This is a genomic window from Janibacter zhangyanbonis, assembly GCF_050507325.1.
Lineage (GTDB): Bacteria > Actinomycetota > Actinomycetes > Actinomycetales > Dermatophilaceae > Janibacter.
In genome coordinates this window covers 1862758-1882077 of record NZ_CP191481.1, presented here as the reverse complement: position 1 = coordinate 1882077, position 19320 = coordinate 1862758, and the positions used below count along the sequence as shown (strand labels likewise).

The following is a 19320-nucleotide window of genomic DNA, read 5'->3' as shown; positions in this document are numbered from 1 at the left end:
AGGCCTGACGGCGTTGTCGGTGGCGCCACTTAAGGTGGAGGGCGTGACTGTTGCCAAGGCCGCCGGCTCCCGCCTGCACGACCGGATCGTCGTCCAGGGGGCCCGTGAGCACAACCTCAAGGACATCCACGTCGACATCCCCCGAGACTCGCTCGTGGTCTTCACCGGCCTGTCGGGCTCGGGCAAGTCGTCGCTGGCCTTCGACACGATCTTCGCCGAGGGGCAGCGCCGCTACGTCGAGTCGCTCTCGGCCTACGCGCGCCAGTTCCTCGGCCAGATGGACAAGCCGGACGTCGACTTCATCGAGGGCCTGTCGCCCGCGGTTTCGATCGACCAGAAGTCGACGAACCGCAATCCCCGCTCGACGGTCGGCACGATCACCGAGGTCCACGACTACCTGCGGCTCCTCTTCGCGCGCGTCGGGCGGCCGCACTGCCCGGTCTGCGGCGAGCCGATCACCCGGCAGAGCCCGCAGCAGATCGTCGACCGGCTCCTCGAGCTGCCCGAGCGCACCCGCTTCCAGGTCCTGGCGCCGGTCGTGCGCTCGCGCAAGGGTGAGTTCGTCGACCTCTTCGCCGAGCTGCGGACCAAGGGCTACAGCCGCGCCCGCGTCGACGGCGAGGTCATCTCGCTCGCCGAGCCGCCGACCCTCGAGAAGCAGGTCAAGCACACGATCGACGTCGTCGTCGACCGGCTCGTGGCGAAGGGGGAGGGAGACCGCGCGGCGAAGCAGCGCCTCACCGACTCGGTCGAGACGGCACTGGGTCTGGCCGGTGGTGTGCTCGTCGTCGAGTTCGTCGACCGCGACGAGGACGACCCGCAGCGCGAGCGTCGCTTCTCCGAGAACATGGCCTGCCCCAACGACCACGCGCTCAACATCGACGAGATCGAGCCGCGGTCCTTCTCCTTCAACTCGCCCTTCGGCGCCTGCCCGGCCTGCACCGGCCTGGGCACCGAGCTCGAGGTCGACCCCGAGCTCATCGTCCCCGACGAGGACCTGACGCTCGCCGAGGGGGCGATCGCCCCGTGGGCGCAGGGGACGCAGTCGGCGCAGTACTTCCAGCGGACGATGGCCGCGCTCGGCGACGACCTGGGCTTCGACATGGAGACCCCGTGGCGGGCGCTGCCGAGCCGGGCCCGCACGGCCCTGCTCGAGGGCAACAACCACAAGGTGCACGTGCGCTACCGCAACCGCTTCGGCCGCGAGCGCTCCTACAGCACGGGCTTCGAGGGGGTCATCCCCTTCATCAAGCGTCGGCACACGGAGACCGAGTCGGACTGGAGCCGGGAGAAGTACGAGGGCTACATGCGGGAGATCCCGTGCCCGACCTGCCGCGGCACCCGCCTCAAGCCCGAGTCCCTCGCCGTCCTCGTCGGCGGACGCAGCATCGCCGACGTCTCGGCCCTGTCGATCGGGGAGGCGGCCGGTTTCCTCGACACCGTCGACTTCACCGAGCGGGAGCGGGCGATCGCCGAGCAGGTGATCAAGGAGATCAACGCCCGACTGGGCTTCCTCCTCGACGTGGGGCTGGAGTACCTCTCGCTCTCGCGGGCGGCCGGGACCCTCTCCGGCGGTGAGGCCCAGCGCATCCGTCTCGCGACCCAGATCGGGTCCGGTCTCGTCGGCGTCCTCTACGTCCTCGACGAGCCGAGCATCGGGCTGCACCAGCGGGACAACCACCGCCTGATCGAGACGCTCACCCGCCTGCGCGACCTGGGCAACACCCTCATCGTCGTCGAGCACGACGAGGACACGATCGCCGCCTCCGACTGGGTCGTCGACATCGGCCCGGGCGCCGGTGAGCACGGCGGGCACGTCGTCCACTCGGGCCCGCTCGCCGAGCTGCTGACGAGCGAGCGATCGGTGACCGGGCGCTACCTGAGCGGAGAGCTCGAGATCCCGGTGCCGCAGGTGCGTCGCCCGCAGGAGCCGGGCCGCGAGGTGACCGTGCGCGGTGCCCGGGAGCACAACCTCTCGGGCGTCGACGTCACCTTCCCGCTCGGCAACTTCGTCGCCGTCACCGGGGTGTCCGGGTCCGGCAAGTCGACCCTCGTCAACGACATCCTCTACAACGTGATGGCCAACAAGCTCAACGGCGCGCGTCGGGTCCCCGGCCGGCACAAGACGGTGACCGGTCTGGACAACCTCGACAAGGTCGTCCACGTCGACCAGAGCCCGATCGGGCGCACGCCGCGGTCCAACCCCGCGACCTACACGGGCGTCTTCGACCACATCCGCAAGCTCTTCGCCGCGACGAGCGAGGCGAAGGTCCGCGGCTACCAGCCCGGTCGCTTCTCCTTCAACGTCAAGGGCGGTCGCTGCGACGCCTGCTCCGGCGACGGCACCCTGAAGATCGAGATGAACTTCCTCCCGGACGTCTACGTCCCGTGCGAGGTCTGCCACGGCGCCCGCTACAACCGCGAGACCCTCGAGGTGCACTTCAAGGGCAAGAACATCGCCGAGGTGCTCGACATGCCGATCGAGGAGGCCGAGGACTTCTTCGCGGCGGTCCCGGCGATCGCCCGGCACATGAAGACGCTCAACGCCGTCGGCCTGGGCTACGTGCGGCTCGGCCAGCCGGCGACGACGCTCTCCGGCGGCGAGGCGCAGCGCGTCAAGCTCGCGGCCGAGCTGCAGAAGCGCTCGAACGGCCGCACGATCTACGTGCTCGACGAGCCGACGACGGGCCTGCACTTCGAGGACATCCGCAAGCTGCTCCTCGTCCTGCAGGGCCTGGTCGACAAGGGCAACACCGTCCTGGTCATCGAGCACAACCTCGACGTCATCAAGTGCGCCGACTGGCTCGTCGACATGGGACCCGAAGGGGGGTCCGGCGGCGGCACCGTCGTCGCGACCGGCACCCCGGAGCAGGTGGCCGCCGTACCCGAGTCCTTCACCGGCCAGTTCCTCGCTCCGATCCTCGCCAAGAGCGCCACGCAGGCCGTGGTCGGCGAGCTCGTCCGCGAGGACGCGCCCGCCCCTGCGAAGAGGGCCACGGCCAAGAAGAAGAGCGCAGCGAAGAAGACCGCAGCGACCAAGAAGACGGCGTCGAAGAAGACCGCCGCCACGAAGGCGACGGTCTCCAGCAAGGCGACCGCAGCCGCCCGCCGCGCGAAGAAGGCCGGCTGAGTCAGGCCCCCTCCCCGCGCCAGAACTCCGCAGGACCCCAGGGTCCTGCGGAGTTCTGACGCACCACGGCCCGCCGCGCCAGGAGGGCTGGCCGGCTGAGCAGGGAAGGCGAGGCCCGGGGCTGCTGAGCCAACGCGAGAAGGTGAGGAGGGGGTCGGCGCACATCAAGCCGAAGTCCGGGACGTCAACCCGCGGCCGTAGGGAAACGAAGGGACTTCGGCGGGCGCCGACCCCCTCCTCGCCGCCCTGACCACGGAGCGGCGAGAAAGGGGGTGGGACGAGTTAGTCCTCGCCGAGATACGCCTTGCGCACCTCGTCGGAGGTGAGCAGCTCCTGACCGGTGCCCTCGGTGACGATCTTGCCGACCTCGAGGACATAGCCCTTCGAGGCGAGCTTGAGCGCGGCACGGGCATTCTGCTCGACGAGCAGGATCGTCGTGCCCTGCGACTGCAGCGTCTTCACCGTGGCCATGATCCGCTTCATCATGATCGGCGACAGACCCATCGAGGGCTCGTCGAGCATGAGCAGCTTCGGCCGGGAGAGCATCGCCCGGCCCATGGCGAGCATCTGCTGCTCACCACCCGAGAAGGTGCCCGCCGGCTGCTTGCTGCGCTCCCCGAGGATCGGGAAGAGCTCGTAGGCCGCCTGCAGGTCCTTCGGGACCTCCTTGTCACGTCGCCCGAAGGCGCCGAGCAGCAGGTTCTCCTCGACGGTCATCCGCGGGAAGATCCGCCGACCCTCGGGGGAGTGGGCCAGGCCCATCCCGACGATCTGGTGTGCCGCGGTGCCGTCGATGCGCTCCCCGCGGAAGCGGATCTCACCACCACTGGGGCGCAGCAGGCCCGAGATGGTGCGCAGGGTGGTCGTCTTGCCGGCGCCGTTGGTGCCGATGAGCGTGACGACCTCACCCTCGTCGACACTGAAGGAGATGCCCTTGACGGCGATGATCTTGCCGTAGGAGACCTCCAGGTCCTTGACCTCGAGCATGGCGCTCATCGGTCCTCCTTCTCGTCCTCGGCCGCGCTGAAGGCCGTCTCGACCTCGAGCGGGGCGACCTCTTCGTCCTCGTCCTCCGCGCCACCGATGTAGGCCTCGATGACCCGCGGGTCGGACTGCACCTCACCGGGTGTGCCCTGGACGAGGACCTCGCCCCGCACGAGGCAGAGGACGCGGTCGCAGAGGTTGAAGATGAACCGCATGTCGTGCTCGATGACGACGACCGCGAGGCCGGAGTCGCGGATCTTGAAGATCAGCTCCATGGCCTGCTCGGTCTCGCGCGGGTTCATGCCGGCCGTCGGCTCGTCGAGCAGCAGCACCTTGGGGTCCGTCGCGAGGGCTCGCGCGATCTCCAGGCGTCGCTGGTCGCCATAGGGCATGTTGCGCGCCAGCAGGTGCGCGCTCTGCCCCAGCCCGACGTACTTGAGCAGCTCGTGCGCCTTCTCGGTCGTCTCCTGCTCCTCACGGCGGAACTTCGGTCCCCGGATGATCGAGGTGAAGGCACCGGAGGAGGTGCGGCAGAAGCGGCCGACCATGACGTTCTCGAGCGCGGTCATGTTGCCGAAGAGCCGGATGTTCTGGAAGGTGCGGGCCATGCCGGCCCGCACCACCGCCCGGGGCTTTGGCGGGATCTCGGTGTCGAAGAGCGAGACCCGGCCCTCGGTGGGCTTGTACATGCCGGTGAGGCAGTTGAAGAAGGTCGTCTTGCCGGCGCCGTTGGGGCCGATGAGGCCGACGATCTCGCCCTCACGCACCTCCATCGACACGTCGTTGACGGCCACGAGACCACCGAAGCGCATGGTGACGTTGCGGGCGTCGAGGATGGTGGTCGGCGCCCCCTTCGACCCCGGGGTGCTGGGGGTGACGGTCGCGGTGCTCACTTTGCTGCCTCCAGCTCGTCGATGGCCACTGTCTCGGCCAGGTCCTCGTCGTCGTCGTGGAATTCCAGCTGACGACGCTTGCTCGCGACCAGACCCTCGGGACGCACGCGCATCATGACGACGAGCACGAGGCCGAACATCAGCAGGCGGTAGTCGTCGAGGAAGCGCAGCTTCTCCGGCAGGAACTTCAGCAGTGCCGCACCGATGAGGACGCCGCCGACCGTGCCCATGCCGCCGAGCACGACCGCCGCGAGGAGGAAGGCCGACTCGAGGAAGATGTAGCTGTCGGGGGAGACGGCCTGGTCCATGTGTGCCTTGACCGTGCCGGCCATGCCGGCCAGCGAGGCGCCGCCGGCGAAGGCGAGCAGCTTGAGGCCGAAGACGTTGACACCCATGGCCTCGGCAGCCCGCTCGTCCTCGCGGATGGCGACCCAGCCGCGACCGATGCGCGAGTTGTTGAGGTGGGTGAAGACCACGATGACGAAGACGATGAGCGCGATGAGCACGAAGTAGTAGTTGCCCGCTCGCGGGATCTCGATGCCCAGGAGGGTGTGCGTCTCCCCGAAGTTGAACCCGAAGAGGTTCAGGTCCGGGATCGCGTTGATGCCGTTGGACCCCCGCGTGATGTTGGGGCCGGACGTGCCGTCGAGGTTGAACATCGCCAGTCGGAAGATCTCGCCGAAGGCGAGCGTCACGATGGCCAGGTAGTCACCGGAGACGCGCAGCGTCGGCGAGCCGATGATCAGGCCGAGGATGCTCGAGACGACCCCACCGATGACCATGACGACGAGGAAGGGGGGCTTCCAGCCGATCGTGGCGAAGGCCGACATGGACATCGAGGCACCGACGTACGCGCCGGCTCCGAGGAAGGCGATGTAGCCGAGGTCGAGGAGACCGGCGAGACCGACGACGATGTTGAGGCCGAGGGCGGTCGCCGCGAAGATCAGCACGTTGCCGGCGATCGTCAGGTTGGCCTCCGAGCCGCCCTGCGTGAAGGGGAAGGCCAGCGCCACGACGAAGGTCGCCAAGGTGAAGACCCGACGGTGGCGCGTCGTCACCCCGCCGAGCCAGGCGGCCAGGTTGGATCGGGTGATCGTCAGCGTGACGCCGATGAGCATGCCGACGAGCAGCACGAGGACCCAGGGCTCCTCCTGCTTGAGCGCGTACTGCGCCGTGAAGAGCGCCACCCCGAGCAGGAGCGCGATCGTGATGATCTCGACCCATGCCGGCAGGGCGATGGTGCTCGGGTCGAGCACCTTGGTCTCCGGGCGCAGGTAGCCGCCGACCGTGACGAGCACGGCTCCCACGAGGGCGATCCAGACACCTTCGTTGGCGTTGATCAGGCCGCCAGCCTCGAGTGTCACCGCGATGAGCGAGGCGAGCGCGAAGAGCACGCCCGTCACGCCGATGGTGCGCAGCCCGCGGGCCGGGTCGATGTGCTCGGCCCAGCGGCCGAGCGGTCCGCTGGCGACCAGCGCCAGGAGGAGCGCGACCGCACCGATGACCATCGCGTAGACCTGCAGCGTGACCGGCCAGAAGCGGACCGAGATGTCGCCGAGGATGGGCTCGTAGCTCCACGACAGCAGGCCGGAGAGCAGGAGCAGGACGGAGCCGACGACGGCGAGGATGCCGCCGAGACGGGGATTGCGGGACAGCGTGGTCATGCGCGGTCCACCACCTTTGCGCCCATGATGCCCTGCGGTCGGAAGACGAGGACGAGGATGAGGATGGAGAAGGCCCAGATGTCCTTCCACGGCGAGCCGCCGGGGAGGTACTGGATGGCGATGGCTTCGAGGACACCGAGGACGAGGCCACCGACGACCGCGCCCTGGATGTTGCCGATGCCGCCGAGGACGGCGGCGGTGAAGGCCTTGAGTCCGTAGATGAAGCCCATCTTGAAGTTGATGTTCGTCGTCTGCAGGCCGTAGGCGACACCGGCGATCGCGGCGAGCGCGGCACCGACGGCGAAGGCCGTGACGATCATCCGGTCGACGTTGATGCCCATGAGCCGGGCGGTGTCGGGGTCCTGCGAGACAGCCTGCATCGCGCGCCCGGTGCGGGTGCGGTTGATGTAGAACCACAGGCCGACGGCGCAGATCGCCAGGCAGGCGATCGTGAAGAGCGCCGGGCGCTGCAGCGTCACGCCGCCGAGCTCGAAGGCCTCACCCGAGATGCCGTCCACCTGCGGGAAGACGACCTTCTGCTTCGCCGAGGGGAAGCCGAAGGGGTTGACGTCGGAGACGAAGAGCGTCGGGTCGTTGTAGCCGACGCGCACGAGCTCCTGGAGGAAGACCGAGATGCCGATGGCCGTGATGAGCGGGGCCAGGCGCGGGGCACTGCGCAGGGGGCGGTAGGCGACCCGCTCCATGACGACGGCGACGATGACCGACGCCGCGATGGCGCCGGCCAGGATGAGGGGGAGCGTCCACAGTGCCGTCTGACCCGGGAAGAGGATCAGGGACGTGGACAGCGCACCGAAGGCGCCGATCATGAAGATCTCGCCGTGCGCGAAGTTGATGAGCTGGATGATGCCGTAGACGACGGTGTACCCGACGGCGATCAGGGCATACAGGGACCCGATGGTCAGACCGTTGACGATCTGCTGGGCGACTTGTTCCACGTGTCCTCCTGGGCGTGACCACAGGTCGTGCGGCCACCACGTGTGTCGAGGGGGTGGTCGACAGATGACGAAGGGGAGCTGGGCAGGGGTGAGGCGGGGTGCGCGCGGCACCCCGCCCCCTCCCGTGGTCAGACCGAGAAGGTCATGACCGGGTCGATCACTTGAACTCCTCGGTGTTGACGTCGGTCCACTTGCCACCCTTGACCTCGTAGGCGGTGAGGACGCGCGTCGTGTTGTCGCCGTACTCGTCGAAGGCCACCTTGCCGGTCACGCCGTCGAAGGAGACGTCCTTCATCGCGTCGATGGTCGCCTGGCGGGCGTCCTCGACGGTGTCGGCGTCCTTGAGCGAGACCTTGAGCGCCTCGATGATCGACTGGCCGGCGTCGTAGGCGTAGGCGCCGTAGGCCTCGGCGGGGTCGGAGTAGCCGGCCTTCTCGTAGTCGTCGAGGAACTTCTTGCCGGCGTCGAGGCTCTCGGTCGGCGCACCCACGGAGGTGGCCAGGTCGCCGTCGGAGCCCTTGCCCGCGAGCTTGATGAACTCCGGCGAGAAGATGCCGTCACCACCCATGAGCGGCACCTTGAGGCCACCGGCCTTGAGCTGCTGGCTCAGCGGGGCGGCCTGGGGGTACTCGCCGCCGTAGTAGACCGCCTTCGGGTTCTTGGCCTTGAGCGAGGAGACGACGGCGTCGTACTTGTCCTCGTCGGGGTTGATCGTCTCGGCGGCGACGATCTTGCCGCCGAGCTTCTTGTACTCCTCGCTGAAGGCGTCGACGAGACCCTGACCGTAGGTCTTCTTGTCGTGGACCGTCGCGAGCTCCTTGATGCCGGCCTTCTCGTAGAGGTAGCGCGCGGCGAAGGGGCCCTGGACGGTGTCGGTGGTGCAGACGCGGAAGTAGCTCGCGTAGACGCGCTCGGGGGAGTCGTCCGGCTTCGCGCCGCGGGTGAGGGTCGGGTTGGTGTTGGCCGGCGAGACCATGGTGATCTTCGCCTTGTCGAGGATCGGCTGGACCGGGCCGGCCACCGAGGAGTTCAGGGTGCCGACGACACCGACGACCTCCGGGTCGGAGGCGAGCTTGGAGGCGGCGTTCTTGCCGACCTCGGGCTTGCCCTCGTCGTCCTCGGGTACGACCTCGATCTCCCAGTCGCCGAGATCGCCGGACTCGTTGGCCTGCTCGGCCGCGAGCTCGACCGAGTGCTGGATGCCGAGGCCGAGAGCGGACAGGTCGCCCGAGAGCGGCGAGATGACGCCGATCTTCACGACCTTCTTGTCGCCCCCGCCGTCGCCGTCTCCGGAGCCGCCGCTGTCACCGCCGCGGGTCCCGCATGCGGACAGGGCCATGGTGGCGACGAGCATGGTCGCCCCCGTTGAGATGACGGAACGCCTGATCACGTGTCCTCCTGGTGAAGAAGTGTGGCCCTGGGGCCGCGGCCGGCGACCTGGGTGTCGCGGGCTGTGGAGGGACAGTAGTCCGGTCTGACTGTGTTCTGACCCACATTGGGGGCAGCCGTGTCCTGCTCGTTACCAAGTGGTCGGCGAGGAGGGTTACCCGCAGGTCATGCATCCCGCACGCAGGCATCGCGCCGGGCGCTGGCGTGCGAGCATGATGGGACCTTCGACCCCCTTCGACGGAAGGCCTCCGATGACGACCCGACGCACCGCCCTGTCCATCGCCGCGGTCGGCGGGTCCGCCGCCGTCGTCGCTGCCTGCGGTGACGACTCCACACCCTCGAGCGGGGGCGAAGGGGGGAGCGCCGCCGGCACGAGCTTCCCCGTCGCCGACGTGCCGGAGGGCGGTGGCCTCGCCCGCGACCGCGTCGTCGTCACCCAGCCGAGCGCGGGGGAGTTCAAGGCCTTCGACGGCACCTGCCCGCACCAGGGCTGCGCCGTCTCGAAGGTGACGACCGAGGCGATCATCTGCCCGTGCCACGGCAGCCAGTTCGACATCACCGACGGTTCGGTGCTGCAGGGGCCGGCCACGGAGGGGCTCACCCCGATGAAGGCGACCGTCGACGGCGACGAGGTCACCGTCTCGTAGGGTCGAGGGGTGGCAGACCCGTCGACCTACCGTCCCGCACCGGGGTCGATCCCGACCGACCCGGGCGTCTACCGATTCCGGGACGAGCACGGCCGGGTCATCTACGTCGGCAAGGCGAAGTCGCTGCGCTCGCGGCTGTCCTCGTACTTCCAGGACATCTCGGCGCTGCACCCACGCACCTCGCGGATGGTGCGCACCGGTGCGAGCGTCGAGTGGACCGTCGTGTCCACCGAGGTCGAGGCCCTGCAGCTCGAGTACGCGTGGATCAAGGAGTTCGACCCGCGCTTCAACGTCAAGTACCGCGACGACAAGTCCTATCCCTACCTCGCGGTGACGATGGGCGAGGACTACCCCCGCGCCCAGGTCCTGCGAGGTGCCAAGCGCCGGGGCACGCGATACTTCGGCCCCTACACGCACGCGTGGGCCATCCGCGAGACCCTCGACCTGCTGCTGCGCGTCTTCCCCGTACGCACGTGCAGCAAGGGTGTCTTCAAGCGGGCCGAGCAGTCCGGTCGGCCCTGCCTGCTCGGCTACATCGACAAGTGCTCCGCGCCCTGCGTCGGCCGGGTGAGCGCCGACGAGCACCGGGCCCTGGCCCAGGAGCTGTGCGACTTCCTCGCCGGTGACACCGCCCGCTTCGTGCGCCGCCTCGAGCGGCAGATGAAGGCCGCGGCCGCGGACCTCGACTTCGAGCAGGCCGCCCGCCTGCGCGACGACGTCGCGGCACTGACCAAGGCCCTCGAGAAGTCCGCCGTCGTCCTGCCCGACGGAACCGACGCGGACGTCTTCGCGCTCGCCGACGACGAGCTCGAGGTCGCGATCCAGGTCTTCCACGTTCGCGGTGGCCGCATCCGCGGCCAGCGGGGCTGGGTGGCGGAGAAGGACGCGGAGGACCTGCCCGAGCTCGTCGAGCACCTGCTCCAGCAGGTCTACGGCGGCGAAGGGGGCGAGGGCGTGCCTCGCGAGGTCCTCGTCCCGGTGCTCCCGCCGGATGCCGACGGCGTCTCGGCGTGGCTCGGCGAGCGACGCGGCAGCGCGGTGAGCCTGCGGGTGCCGCAGCGCGGCGACAAGCGGGCCCTCATGGAGACCGTGGCCCGCAATGCCGAGCAGTCCCTCGCCCGGCACAAGGTGGCCAGGGCCGGCGACCTCACCGCCCGCAGCCAGGCCCTGCAGGAGCTCCAGGAGGCCCTCGGTCTGGACGACGCCCCCCTTCGCATCGAGGGCTACGACATCAGCCACGTGCAGGGCAGCGACGTCGTCGGCTCGATGGTCGTCTTCGAGGACGGACTCGTGCGCAAGCCGGAGTACCGGCGCTTCATCGTCCGCGGTGACGTCGACGGACGCACCGACGACACCGCCGCGATGCACGAGGTCCTCACGCGGCGCTTCCAGCGCCACCTCAAGGACCGCGAGCGCGACGCCACCGACCCGGAGACGGGCGAGGCGCGGCGCTTCGCCTACCCGCCCAACCTCGTCGTCGTCGACGGCGGCGCGCCCCAGGTGGCCGCCGCCCAGCAGGTGCTCGACGAGCTCGGCGTCGACGACGTCGCGATCGTCGGCCTCGCCAAGCGCCTCGAGGAGGTGTGGGTGCCCGGTGACGACCACCCGGTGATCCTCGCCCGCAACAGCGAGGCGCTCTACCTGCTCCAGCGGCTGCGCGACGAGTCGCACCGCTTCGCCAACACCTTCCACCGCGAGCGGCGCAGCAAGTCGATGACCCGCAGCGCGCTCGACGGGATCCCGGGGCTGGGGGAGGCGCGGCGCAAGGCGCTGCTCGCCCGCTTCGGGTCGGTGAAGAGGGTGCGGGCCGCGAGCATCGAGGAGCTGACCGAGGTGCCGGGGATCGGACCTTCGCTCGCCGAGCGAATTGCGGCAGAGTTGGCCGAGAGGACGACCGCACCCGCCGTGAACCTCACCACCGGTGAGGTCCTCGACGAAGGAGAGCTGACGTGATGGATGCACAGGACCGCCTGCCCACCCCCGCGGGTGAGGGAGGGGTGCCCGAGGTCGTCGTCGTCACGGGCATGAGCGGCGCCGGCCGCTCGACCGTCGGCAACGTCATGGAGGACCACGGCTGGTACGTCATCGACAACCTGCCGGTGACTCTGCTGCCGGACCTGCTCCGGCTGTCCGCCGAGCAGGCCCAGGACCTCGCCACCCACGGCAGCCCGGTGCGCGTCGGCATCGTCCTCGACGTGCGGGCCCAGGGCTTCGACACGCTGACGGCGTCTCTCGAGACCCTTGCCGAGCGCGGGTGGCGCACGCACCTCGTCTTCCTCGAGGCGACCAACGAGTCGCTCGTGCGGCGCTTCGAGAGCGTGCGCCGGCCCCACCCCCTGCAGGGACAGGGCCGGATGCTCGACGCCATCGTCCGCGAGCGCGAGGTGCTCGCCGGCGTGCGGGCCAGCGCCGAGACGGTCATCGACACCTCGGGGCTCAACGTCCACCAGCTCAGCCGCAAGATCAGCCCGCTCTTCCAGGGGGAGACCTCCCAGCGGCTGCGCCTGGCCGTGCTGTCCTTCGGCTTCAAGTACGGCGTGCCCCTCGATGCCGACTTCGTCTTCGACATGCGCTTCCTGCCCAACCCCTACTGGGTGCCGGAGCTGCGCTCGCACACCGGCCGGGAGACCCAGGTCTCCGAGTACGTCCTGTCGCAGCCGGGCGCGGCCGAGTTCCTCGACGGCGTCGACACGCTCCTCGAGCCGGTCATCGCCGGCTACCTGCGCGAGAACCGACGCTACGTCACCCTCGCCGTCGGCTGCACGGGCGGCAAGCACCGCTCCGTGGCCGTCGCCGAGGCGCTCGCGACCCGGCTCTCCAGCCCAGACGTGGCGACCTTCGTCGTCCACCGCGACCTCGGGCAGGAGTGAGGCGTGGTCGACTCCCTTCGTCATGCCCGGGTCGTCGCGCTCGGCGGCGGCCACGGTCTCGCCGCCAGCCTCTCCGCCCTGCGTCTCGTCTGCGAGCAGGTGACCGCCATCGTCACCGTCGCCGACAACGGCGGCTCCTCGGGGCGGTTGCGGGGCGACTACGACGTCCTGCCGCCCGGTGACCTGCGGATGGCGCTCACCGCACTGTGCGACGACAGCGAGTGGGGCCAGACGTGGAGCGACGTGCTCCAGCACCGCTTCACCGGGGAGGGAGACCTCTCGGGGCACGCGCTGGGCAACCTGCTCATCGTCGCCCTCTGGCAGCTGCACGACGACCCGGTCACCGGACTCGACCTCGTCGGCCGGCTGCTGAGCGCACGCGGTCGGGTGCTGCCGATGGCGGCCGTGCCGCTCGAGCTCGTCGCCGAGGTCAGCGGGCTCGACCCGCACGACCCCGCGCACATCGAGACCGTCCGCGGTCAGGTGGCGGTCGCCCGGACCACCGGGCTCGTCGAGTCCATCGCGCTCGTGCCCGACAACCCACCGGCGCGACCGGAGTCGGTCGCCGCGGTCGACGCGGCCGACCACATCATCCTCGGGCCGGGCTCTTGGTACACCTCGGTGCTCACCCACCTGCTCGTCCCCGAGCTGCGCGAGGCCCTCGTCCACGCGCGGGCGCGCAAGGTGCTCACCCTCAACCTCGAGATGAACACGGCCGAGACCCGAGGATTCTCGGCGACGCGACACATCGAGACCCTCCACGACACGGCTCCCGACCTCACGGTCGACACCGTGCTCGCCGACCCCCAGACGATCGACGACCGTGACCGGCTCACCCGAGCCTGCGCGAGCCTGGGCGCCGAGCTCGTCGTCGCCCCGCTGGCCCGCCTCGAGCACCCGGGGCAGCACGATGCGCTGCGTCTTGCGGCGGCCTATCGTGACATCCTCTCGTGACCGCGCACCCGTGATCACGAGCGAGCAACCGAGAGGAACCCACCGATGGCGATGACCGACAAGGTCAAGGACGAGCTGAGCAGGTTCGAGGTGACCAAGACCTGCTGCCGCAAGGCCGAGGTCGCCAGCCTGCTGCGCTTCGCGGGCGGTCTGCACATCGTCAGCCGCAAGATCGTCGTCGAGGCCGAGCTCGACACCGCCAACGCCGCCCGGCGCCTGCGCAAGGACATCTCCGAGCTCTACGGCTACCCCTCAGAGCTGATGGTCCTGGCCGCCGGCGGCCTGCGCAAGGGCAGCCGCTACGTCGTGACGATCGCCGAGCACGGCCCCGCGCTGGCCCGCCAGACCGGTCTCGTCGACGCCGAGGGACGCCCCGTGCGCGGTCTGCCGCCGCGCGTCGTCGGTGGGTCCGTCTGCGACGCCGAGGCGGCGTGGCGCGGTGCCTTCCTCGCGCACGGCTCGCTCACCGAGCCCGGCCGCAGCTCCTCGCTCGAGATCACCTGCCCCGGGCCGGAGGCCGCGCTGGCGCTCGTCGGGGCGGCCCGTCGTCTCGGCATCCCGAGCAAGGCGCGCGAGGTGCGCGGGGTCGACCGCGTCGTCATCCGCGACGGCGACGCCATCTCGGCGATGCTCACCCGGCTCGGCGCCCACGAGGCCGTCATGGCATGGGAGGAGCGCCGGATGCGGCGCGAGGTCCGGGCGACGGCCAACCGTCTGGCCAACTTCGACGACGCCAACCTGCGCCGCTCCGCGCGCGCGGCGGTCGCCGCCGGGGCGCGCGTCCAGCGGGCGCTGGAGATCCTCGGCGACGAGGTGCCCGACCACCTGCGCGAGGCCGGCCAGCTGCGGCTCGAGCACACCGGGGCCTCGCTGGAGGAGCTCGGCCAGCGGGCCGACCCGCCGATGACCAAGGACGCCGTGGCCGGTCGGATCCGCCGGCTGCTCGCCATGGCCGACAAGCGCGCCGAGGATGAGGGCATCCCGGGCACGGAGGCCTCGCTGACCTCCGACATGCTCGACGGCTGACCGGGGGCGCGGCGCCTGCCACGGCATCGTGGGCAGGCCCTAGGGTGGACGTGACCGGGGTCGCACCGACGACCTGCTTCCGGCACCACCGACGTGGAGGTATTCACCGTGACAGTTCGTGTAGGGATCAACGGGTTCGGCCGCATCGGCCGCAACTTCTTCCGTGCGGTCAAGGCGTCCGGGGCGGACGTGGAGGTCGTGGCCTTCAACGACCTGGGCGACGACGCCACGCAGGCGCACCTGCTCAGGTACGACTCCATCCTCGGGCGCTACGACGGTGACGTCTCCGTCGTCGACGGTGGCATCGAGGTGGACGGCCGCGTGGTCACCTCGCTCGCGGAGCGCGACCCGGCCGCCCTGCCCTGGGGTGACCTCGGCGTCGACGTCGTCGTCGAGTCGACGGGCTTCTTCACCGATGCCGACGCCGCCCGGGCGCACGTCGAGGGCGGCGCCAAGAAGGTCATCATCTCCGCGCCGGCCAAGCACGAGGACATCACCATCGTCATGGGGGTCAACGACGGCCTCTACGACCCGGAGAAGCACACGATCATCTCCAACGCCTCGTGTACGACCAACTGCCTCGCGCCGATGGCCAAGGTGCTCAACGACGGTCTCGGCATCGAGAGCGGGCTGATGACGACGATCCACGCCTACACCGCGGACCAGAACCTCCAGGACGGCCCGCACAAGGACCTGCGCCGCGCCCGGGCCGCAGCACTCAACATCGTGCCGACGTCCACGGGAGCCGCCAAGGCCGTCGCACTCGTGCTGCCCGAGCTCGAGGGCAAGCTGGACGGCTACGCCCTTCGCGTCCCGACGCCGACCGGGTCCGCGACCGACCTGACCTTCACCGCGAGCCGCGAGACCACCGTCGAGGAGGTCAACGCCATCGTCCGCGCGGCCGCCGAGTCCGGTCCGCTCGCGGGCAAGCTCGTCTACACCGAGGACCCGATCGTCTCCACGGACATCGAGACGGACCCGGCCAGCTGCACCTTCGACTCGCTGCTGACCAAGGTCATCGGCAACCAGGTCAAGGTCGTCGGCTGGTACGACAACGAATGGGGCTACTCCAACCGTCTCGTCGACCTCGCCGTCCACGTCGGGTCGCGTCTCTGAGACGATCCCACCCGACACCACCACCGCATCGCCCGAAAGGCCACCGTGAAGACCACCGCTGACCTCGGGGACCTGCGCGGCAAGCGCGTCCTCGTCCGATCCGACCTCAACGTCCCCCTCGACGGGACCACGATCACCGACGACGGCCGCATCCGCGCCTCCCTGCCGACGATCTCCGCCCTCGCGCAGGCCGGGGCGCGGGTCATCGTCTGCGCCCACCTGGGTCGCCCCAAGGGCGCGCCGGACCCGCAGTACTCGCTCGCCCCCGTCGCCGCGCGGCTGGGCGAGCTGCTCGGGGCCGACGTGGCCTTCGCGCAGGACACCGTGGGGGAGTCGGCCCGCGCGGTCGTCGACGGGCTGGCCGACGGTCAGGTCGCCCTGCTCGAGAACCTGCGCTTCAACGCCGGTGAGACGAGCAAGGACGAGGCGGAGCGGGGTGCCTTTGCCGACGAGCTCGCCTCGCTGGCTGACGCCTACGTCTCGGACGGCTTCGGCGTCGTGCACCGGGCGCAGGCCTCCGTCTACGACATCGCCACCCGGCTGCCGGCCGCGATGGGCGGTCTCGTCGGGGCCGAGGTCGAGGTGCTGCAGCGCCTCACGCGCGACCCCGAGCGTCCCTACGCCGTCGTCCTCGGTGGGGCGAAGGTCAGCGACAAGCTCGGCGTCATCGACAACCTCCTCGGCACCGCCGACCGGTTGCTCATCGGCGGCGGCATGGTCTTCACCTTCCTCAAGGCCCAGGGCCACGAGGTCGGCAAGAGCCTGCTCGAGGACGACCAGCTCGCGACGGTGACCGAGTACCTCGAGCGGGCCGAGCGTGACGGGGTCGAGATCGTCCTGCCGACCGACGTCGTGGCGGCCACCGAGTTCTCCGCCGACGCCGAGCACGAGGTCGTCGCCGCGGATGCGATCCCGGCCGACCGGATGGGTCTGGACATCGGTCCCGAGTCGGGTCGGCTCTTCGCCGACAAGCTCGCCGACTGCCGCACCGTCTTCTGGAACGGCCCCATGGGGGCCTTCGAGATGGCGCCCTACGCGGCCGGTACCGAGGCCGTGGCCCGGGCCCTCGTCGAGGCGACGAAGGGGGGCGCCCTCACCGTCGTCGGTGGTGGCGACTCCGCGGCCGCGGTGCGCCAGCTCGGCTTCACCGACGACCAGTTCGGTCACATCAGCACCGGTGGCGGCGCGAGCCTCGAGTACCTCGAGGGCAAGCGCCTGCCGGGCCTGGCCGTCTTCGGCGAGGAGGCCTGACATGGCCGGCGCACGCACCCCGCTGATGGCGGGCAACTGGAAGATGAACCTCGACCACCTGCAGGGCACCCACCTCGTGCAGAAGCTCGACTGGACCCTGCGCGACGCCCGCCACGACTTCGGTGCCGTCGAGGTCGTCGTCGTGCCCCCCTTCACCGACCTGCGCTCGGTCCAGACGCTCGTCGACGGTGACAGGCTGGCGCTTCGCTACGGAGCCCAGGACCTCAGCCCGCACGACTCGGGCGCCTACACCGGCGACATCTCCGGAGCCTTCCTCGCGAAGCTCGGCTGCAGCTACGTCGTCGTCGGCCACAGCGAGCGTCGTGAGGGCCATGATGAGACCGACGCCGTCGTGGCGAGCAAGGCCGTCGCGGCCTTCCGCCACGGGCTGATACCGATCGTCTGCGTCGGCGAGGGGCTCGAGGTCCGTCAGGCGGGCGAGCACGTCAGCCACGTGCTCGCCCAGGTCGAGGGCAGCCTCGCCGGGATCACGCCGGAGCAGGCCGAGACGGTCGTCATCGCCTACGAGCCGGTGTGGGCCATCGGCACGGGTGAGGTTGCGACGCCGGAGGACGCGCAGGAGGTCTGCGCGGCCATCCGCGGCAAGCTGGCGCAGATGTGGTCCGACGCGACCGCCGACAAGGTGCGCGTCCTCTACGGGGGCTCGGTGAAGTCCGGCAACGTCGCCAGCATCATGGCCGGTGCCGACGTCGACGGCGCCCTCGTCGGTGGAGCCTCTCTCGAGGCCGAGGAGTTCTCCTCGATCTGCCGCTACCAGCAGCACCTCACGGCCTGACCACGACCGTCGTGCCGGGTGGGGCGCGCCGCGCCCACCCGGCCTGACCCGTGGCGCAGGTTGCAGGGGTATCCTGACCCGGGCGCCGCCGTGGCGGTGCCGCACCCGAGACCCGACCGACAAGGACCTGATCGCGTGAACGCCGTCCGCATCGGACTGCAGGTGATCCTCGTGATCACCGGCCTGATCCTCACCCTGCTCATCCTCATGCACAAGGGGAAGGGCGGTGGCATGTCCGACATGTTCGGTGGCGGCATGTCGGCGTCTCTCGGCAGCTCGTCCGTCGCCGAGCGCAACCTCACGAGGTTCACGATCGTCGTCGGCCTCGTCTGGTTCACCGCCGTCGTCGGCATCGGACTCATCGACCGCTTCGACGCCTGACGCGTCCCGCACCCCCAGGAGCACCACATGGCAGGTGGAAATGCGATCCGCGGCAGCCGCATCGGCGCCGGACCCATGGGTGAGGCCGAGCGCGGCGAGGCCGCGCCCCGCACCTTCGTCTCCTACTGGTGCGCCAACGGCCACGAGGTGACGCCCTCCTTCGCCGTCGAGGACGGTGTCGAGGTCCCCGACGTGTGGGAGTGCAAGCGCTGCGGCCTGCCCGCAGGCCGTGACAAGGACAACCCGCCGGCACCGCCGACGGCCGAGGTCTACAAGACCCATCTGGCCTACGTGAAGGAGCGCCGCTCCGACAGCGAGGGCGAGGCGATCCTCGAGGAGCGCCTCGGCGAGCTGCGCGATCGCGGCCTCATCCGCTGACCCACGGCCCGGCCTCCGCTCAGCCACGGCCATTTACCCGGCCGGACAGACCTGAATCCGCATGACCCTGGGGTCATGCGGATTCAGGTCTGTCCGGCGGTGTTCGGCCGTCCGCAGGGGGCTTCCGGGCGTCAGATGGGCTGCGGGGGCCGGCGTCAGGTGAGCCGGGAGGCGGCGGCCTCGTCGACCAGCCAGAGGGTTCGGCCCAGGGCCTGCAGCTGTGCGGCGGTGCTCTCCTGCGCGGGGGCGCCGGAGACCCCCTTCGCCACGGCCTCGGCCTTGTCGGCGCCCGCCACGACGAACCACACCTCGTGCGAGCGGGCGAGGCAGCCGAGGGTGAGCGAGACCCGGGTGGGGGGAGGCTTGGGGGAGTCGTGGACGGCGATCGCGAGGGCGTCGTCGCGGAGCTGCGCCGGGTGGCCGGGGAAGAGCGAGGCGACGTGACCGTCTGGCCCCACACCGAGGAGCAAGACGTCCCAGGCGCCCCCGCCGTCGACCCGCAGCGCCCGCTCGTAGGCGATCGCCGCGGCCTCGGGTGATTCCGAGGTGTCGGGGCCGGGGACCCGGTGAACCCGAGCCGGGTCGAGGGGGAGGCGGTCCAGGCCCGCCGAGTCGTTCTGGGTGTCGTTGCGGTCGGGGTCGCCGAGGGGCAGCCACCGCTCGTCGCCCCACCACACGTGCACCCGGGACCAGTCGACGACGTCGACCGCCGGGTGATCGGCGAGGGCCGCGACGAGGGCGGAGCCCATCGATCCGCCGGTGAGTGCCACGTGGGCCTCGCCCCGCAGCGCCACCGCCTCCTGGACGCTCGCCAGCAGCCGGCCGGCGATCATCGTCGCCGTCGTGGCGGCGTCCGGGTGGACGAGGACGATCCGCTGGGCCATC

Annotated in this window: 17 protein-coding genes; 11 read left to right on the top strand and 6 right to left on the bottom strand. The window is 70.4% G+C overall.

The window, feature by feature from the left end; translation table 11 throughout:
- Positions 1 to 43: 43 nt before the first annotated feature.
- On the top strand, positions 44 to 3130 hold the full coding sequence (gene uvrA / locus ACQBJO_RS09195; RefSeq protein ID WP_421008357.1) for an excinuclease ABC subunit UvrA: 3087 nt from the start codon (positions 44 to 46) through the stop codon (positions 3128 to 3130).
- Between the two features lie 282 nt (positions 3131 to 3412).
- Here the strand turns inward: uvrA and ACQBJO_RS09190 are convergent, their stop codons facing one another.
- From ACQBJO_RS09190 to ACQBJO_RS09170, 5 genes are all read right to left on the bottom strand, one after another.
- On the bottom strand, positions 3413 to 4117 hold the full coding sequence (locus ACQBJO_RS09190) for an ABC transporter ATP-binding protein (protein WP_255186345.1): 705 nt from the start codon (positions 4115 to 4117) through the stop codon (positions 3413 to 3415).
- Between the two features lie 5 nt (positions 4118 to 4122).
- Positions 4123 to 5007 (bottom strand): ABC transporter ATP-binding protein, encoded by an 885-nt coding sequence (locus tag ACQBJO_RS09185; protein WP_255183512.1) that lies wholly within the window; start codon positions 5005 to 5007, stop codon positions 4123 to 4125.
- Positions 5004 to 6671: a branched-chain amino acid ABC transporter permease gene (locus ACQBJO_RS09180; RefSeq protein ID WP_255183511.1), complete on the bottom strand. Its 1668-nt coding sequence runs from the start codon at positions 6669 to 6671 to the stop codon at positions 5004 to 5006. Before ACQBJO_RS09180 ends, ACQBJO_RS09185 begins: the two co-directional genes overlap by 4 nt.
- Positions 6668 to 7627 carry a branched-chain amino acid ABC transporter permease gene (locus tag ACQBJO_RS09175; protein ID WP_255183510.1) on the bottom strand — a complete coding sequence of 320 codons (960 nt, stop codon included), beginning with the start codon at positions 7625 to 7627 and terminating at the stop codon, positions 6668 to 6670. The genes ACQBJO_RS09180 and ACQBJO_RS09175 overlap by 4 nt, the downstream gene beginning before the upstream one ends.
- A gap of 157 nt (positions 7628 to 7784) precedes the next feature.
- Positions 7785 to 8981 carry a branched-chain amino acid ABC transporter substrate-binding protein gene (locus tag ACQBJO_RS09170; protein WP_430407096.1) on the bottom strand — a complete coding sequence of 399 codons (1197 nt, stop codon included), beginning with the start codon at positions 8979 to 8981 and terminating at the stop codon, positions 7785 to 7787.
- 286 nt (positions 8982 to 9267) lie between these two features.
- Here ACQBJO_RS09170 and ACQBJO_RS09165 point away from each other — a divergent pair, with 286 nt between their 5' ends.
- The 10 genes from ACQBJO_RS09165 to ACQBJO_RS09120 all read left to right on the top strand — a co-directional run bounded on the left by ACQBJO_RS09165 (position 9268) and on the right by ACQBJO_RS09120 (position 18435).
- The gene (locus ACQBJO_RS09165; RefSeq protein WP_421008355.1) at positions 9268 to 9663 is read left to right on the top strand and encodes a Rieske (2Fe-2S) protein; all 396 of its coding nucleotides are present in this window, start codon (positions 9268 to 9270) and stop codon (positions 9661 to 9663) included.
- Positions 9664 to 9672: 9 nt separating this feature from the next.
- Positions 9673 to 11616, top strand: a complete 1944-nt coding sequence (gene uvrC, locus ACQBJO_RS09160) for an excinuclease ABC subunit UvrC (RefSeq protein ID WP_255183507.1) — start codon at positions 9673 to 9675, stop codon at positions 11614 to 11616.
- Positions 11616 to 12533, top strand: a complete 918-nt coding sequence (gene rapZ, locus ACQBJO_RS09155; protein ID WP_255186344.1) for an RNase adapter RapZ — start codon at positions 11616 to 11618, stop codon at positions 12531 to 12533. The genes uvrC and rapZ overlap by 1 nt, the downstream gene beginning before the upstream one ends.
- Before the next feature lie 3 nt (positions 12534 to 12536).
- Positions 12537 to 13487 (top strand): gluconeogenesis factor YvcK family protein, encoded by a 951-nt coding sequence (locus ACQBJO_RS09150; protein WP_255183506.1) that lies wholly within the window; start codon positions 12537 to 12539, stop codon positions 13485 to 13487.
- A gap of 45 nt (positions 13488 to 13532) precedes the next feature.
- On the top strand, positions 13533 to 14513 hold the full coding sequence (gene whiA / locus ACQBJO_RS09145; RefSeq protein WP_421008354.1) for a DNA-binding protein WhiA: 981 nt from the start codon (positions 13533 to 13535) through the stop codon (positions 14511 to 14513).
- A gap of 108 nt (positions 14514 to 14621) precedes the next feature.
- On the top strand, positions 14622 to 15629 hold the full coding sequence (gene gap / locus ACQBJO_RS09140; protein ID WP_421008353.1) for a type I glyceraldehyde-3-phosphate dehydrogenase: 1008 nt from the start codon (positions 14622 to 14624) through the stop codon (positions 15627 to 15629).
- Positions 15630 to 15674: 45 nt separating this feature from the next.
- Entirely contained in the window at positions 15675 to 16880 is a 1206-nt protein-coding gene (locus ACQBJO_RS09135; RefSeq protein WP_421008352.1) for a phosphoglycerate kinase, read from the top strand.
- A 1-nt stretch (position 16881) separates the two neighbouring features.
- Complete coding sequence (gene tpiA, locus ACQBJO_RS09130) at positions 16882 to 17676, top strand: triose-phosphate isomerase (RefSeq protein WP_421008351.1); 795 nt, start codon at positions 16882 to 16884, stop codon at positions 17674 to 17676.
- Between the two features lie 135 nt (positions 17677 to 17811).
- Positions 17812 to 18057 (top strand): preprotein translocase subunit SecG, encoded by a 246-nt coding sequence (gene secG, locus ACQBJO_RS09125; protein ID WP_421008350.1) that lies wholly within the window; start codon positions 17812 to 17814, stop codon positions 18055 to 18057.
- A 27-nt stretch (positions 18058 to 18084) separates the two neighbouring features.
- Positions 18085 to 18435 carry an RNA polymerase-binding protein RbpA gene (locus ACQBJO_RS09120; protein WP_255183501.1) on the top strand — a complete coding sequence of 117 codons (351 nt, stop codon included), beginning with the start codon at positions 18085 to 18087 and terminating at the stop codon, positions 18433 to 18435.
- Between the two features lie 155 nt (positions 18436 to 18590).
- Here ACQBJO_RS09120 and pgl read toward each other — a convergent pair whose 3' ends face one another.
- Positions 18591 to 19319 (bottom strand): 6-phosphogluconolactonase, encoded by a 729-nt coding sequence (gene pgl / locus ACQBJO_RS09115; RefSeq protein ID WP_421008349.1) that lies wholly within the window; start codon positions 19317 to 19319, stop codon positions 18591 to 18593.
- Between the last annotated feature and the right edge of the window lies 1 nt (position 19320).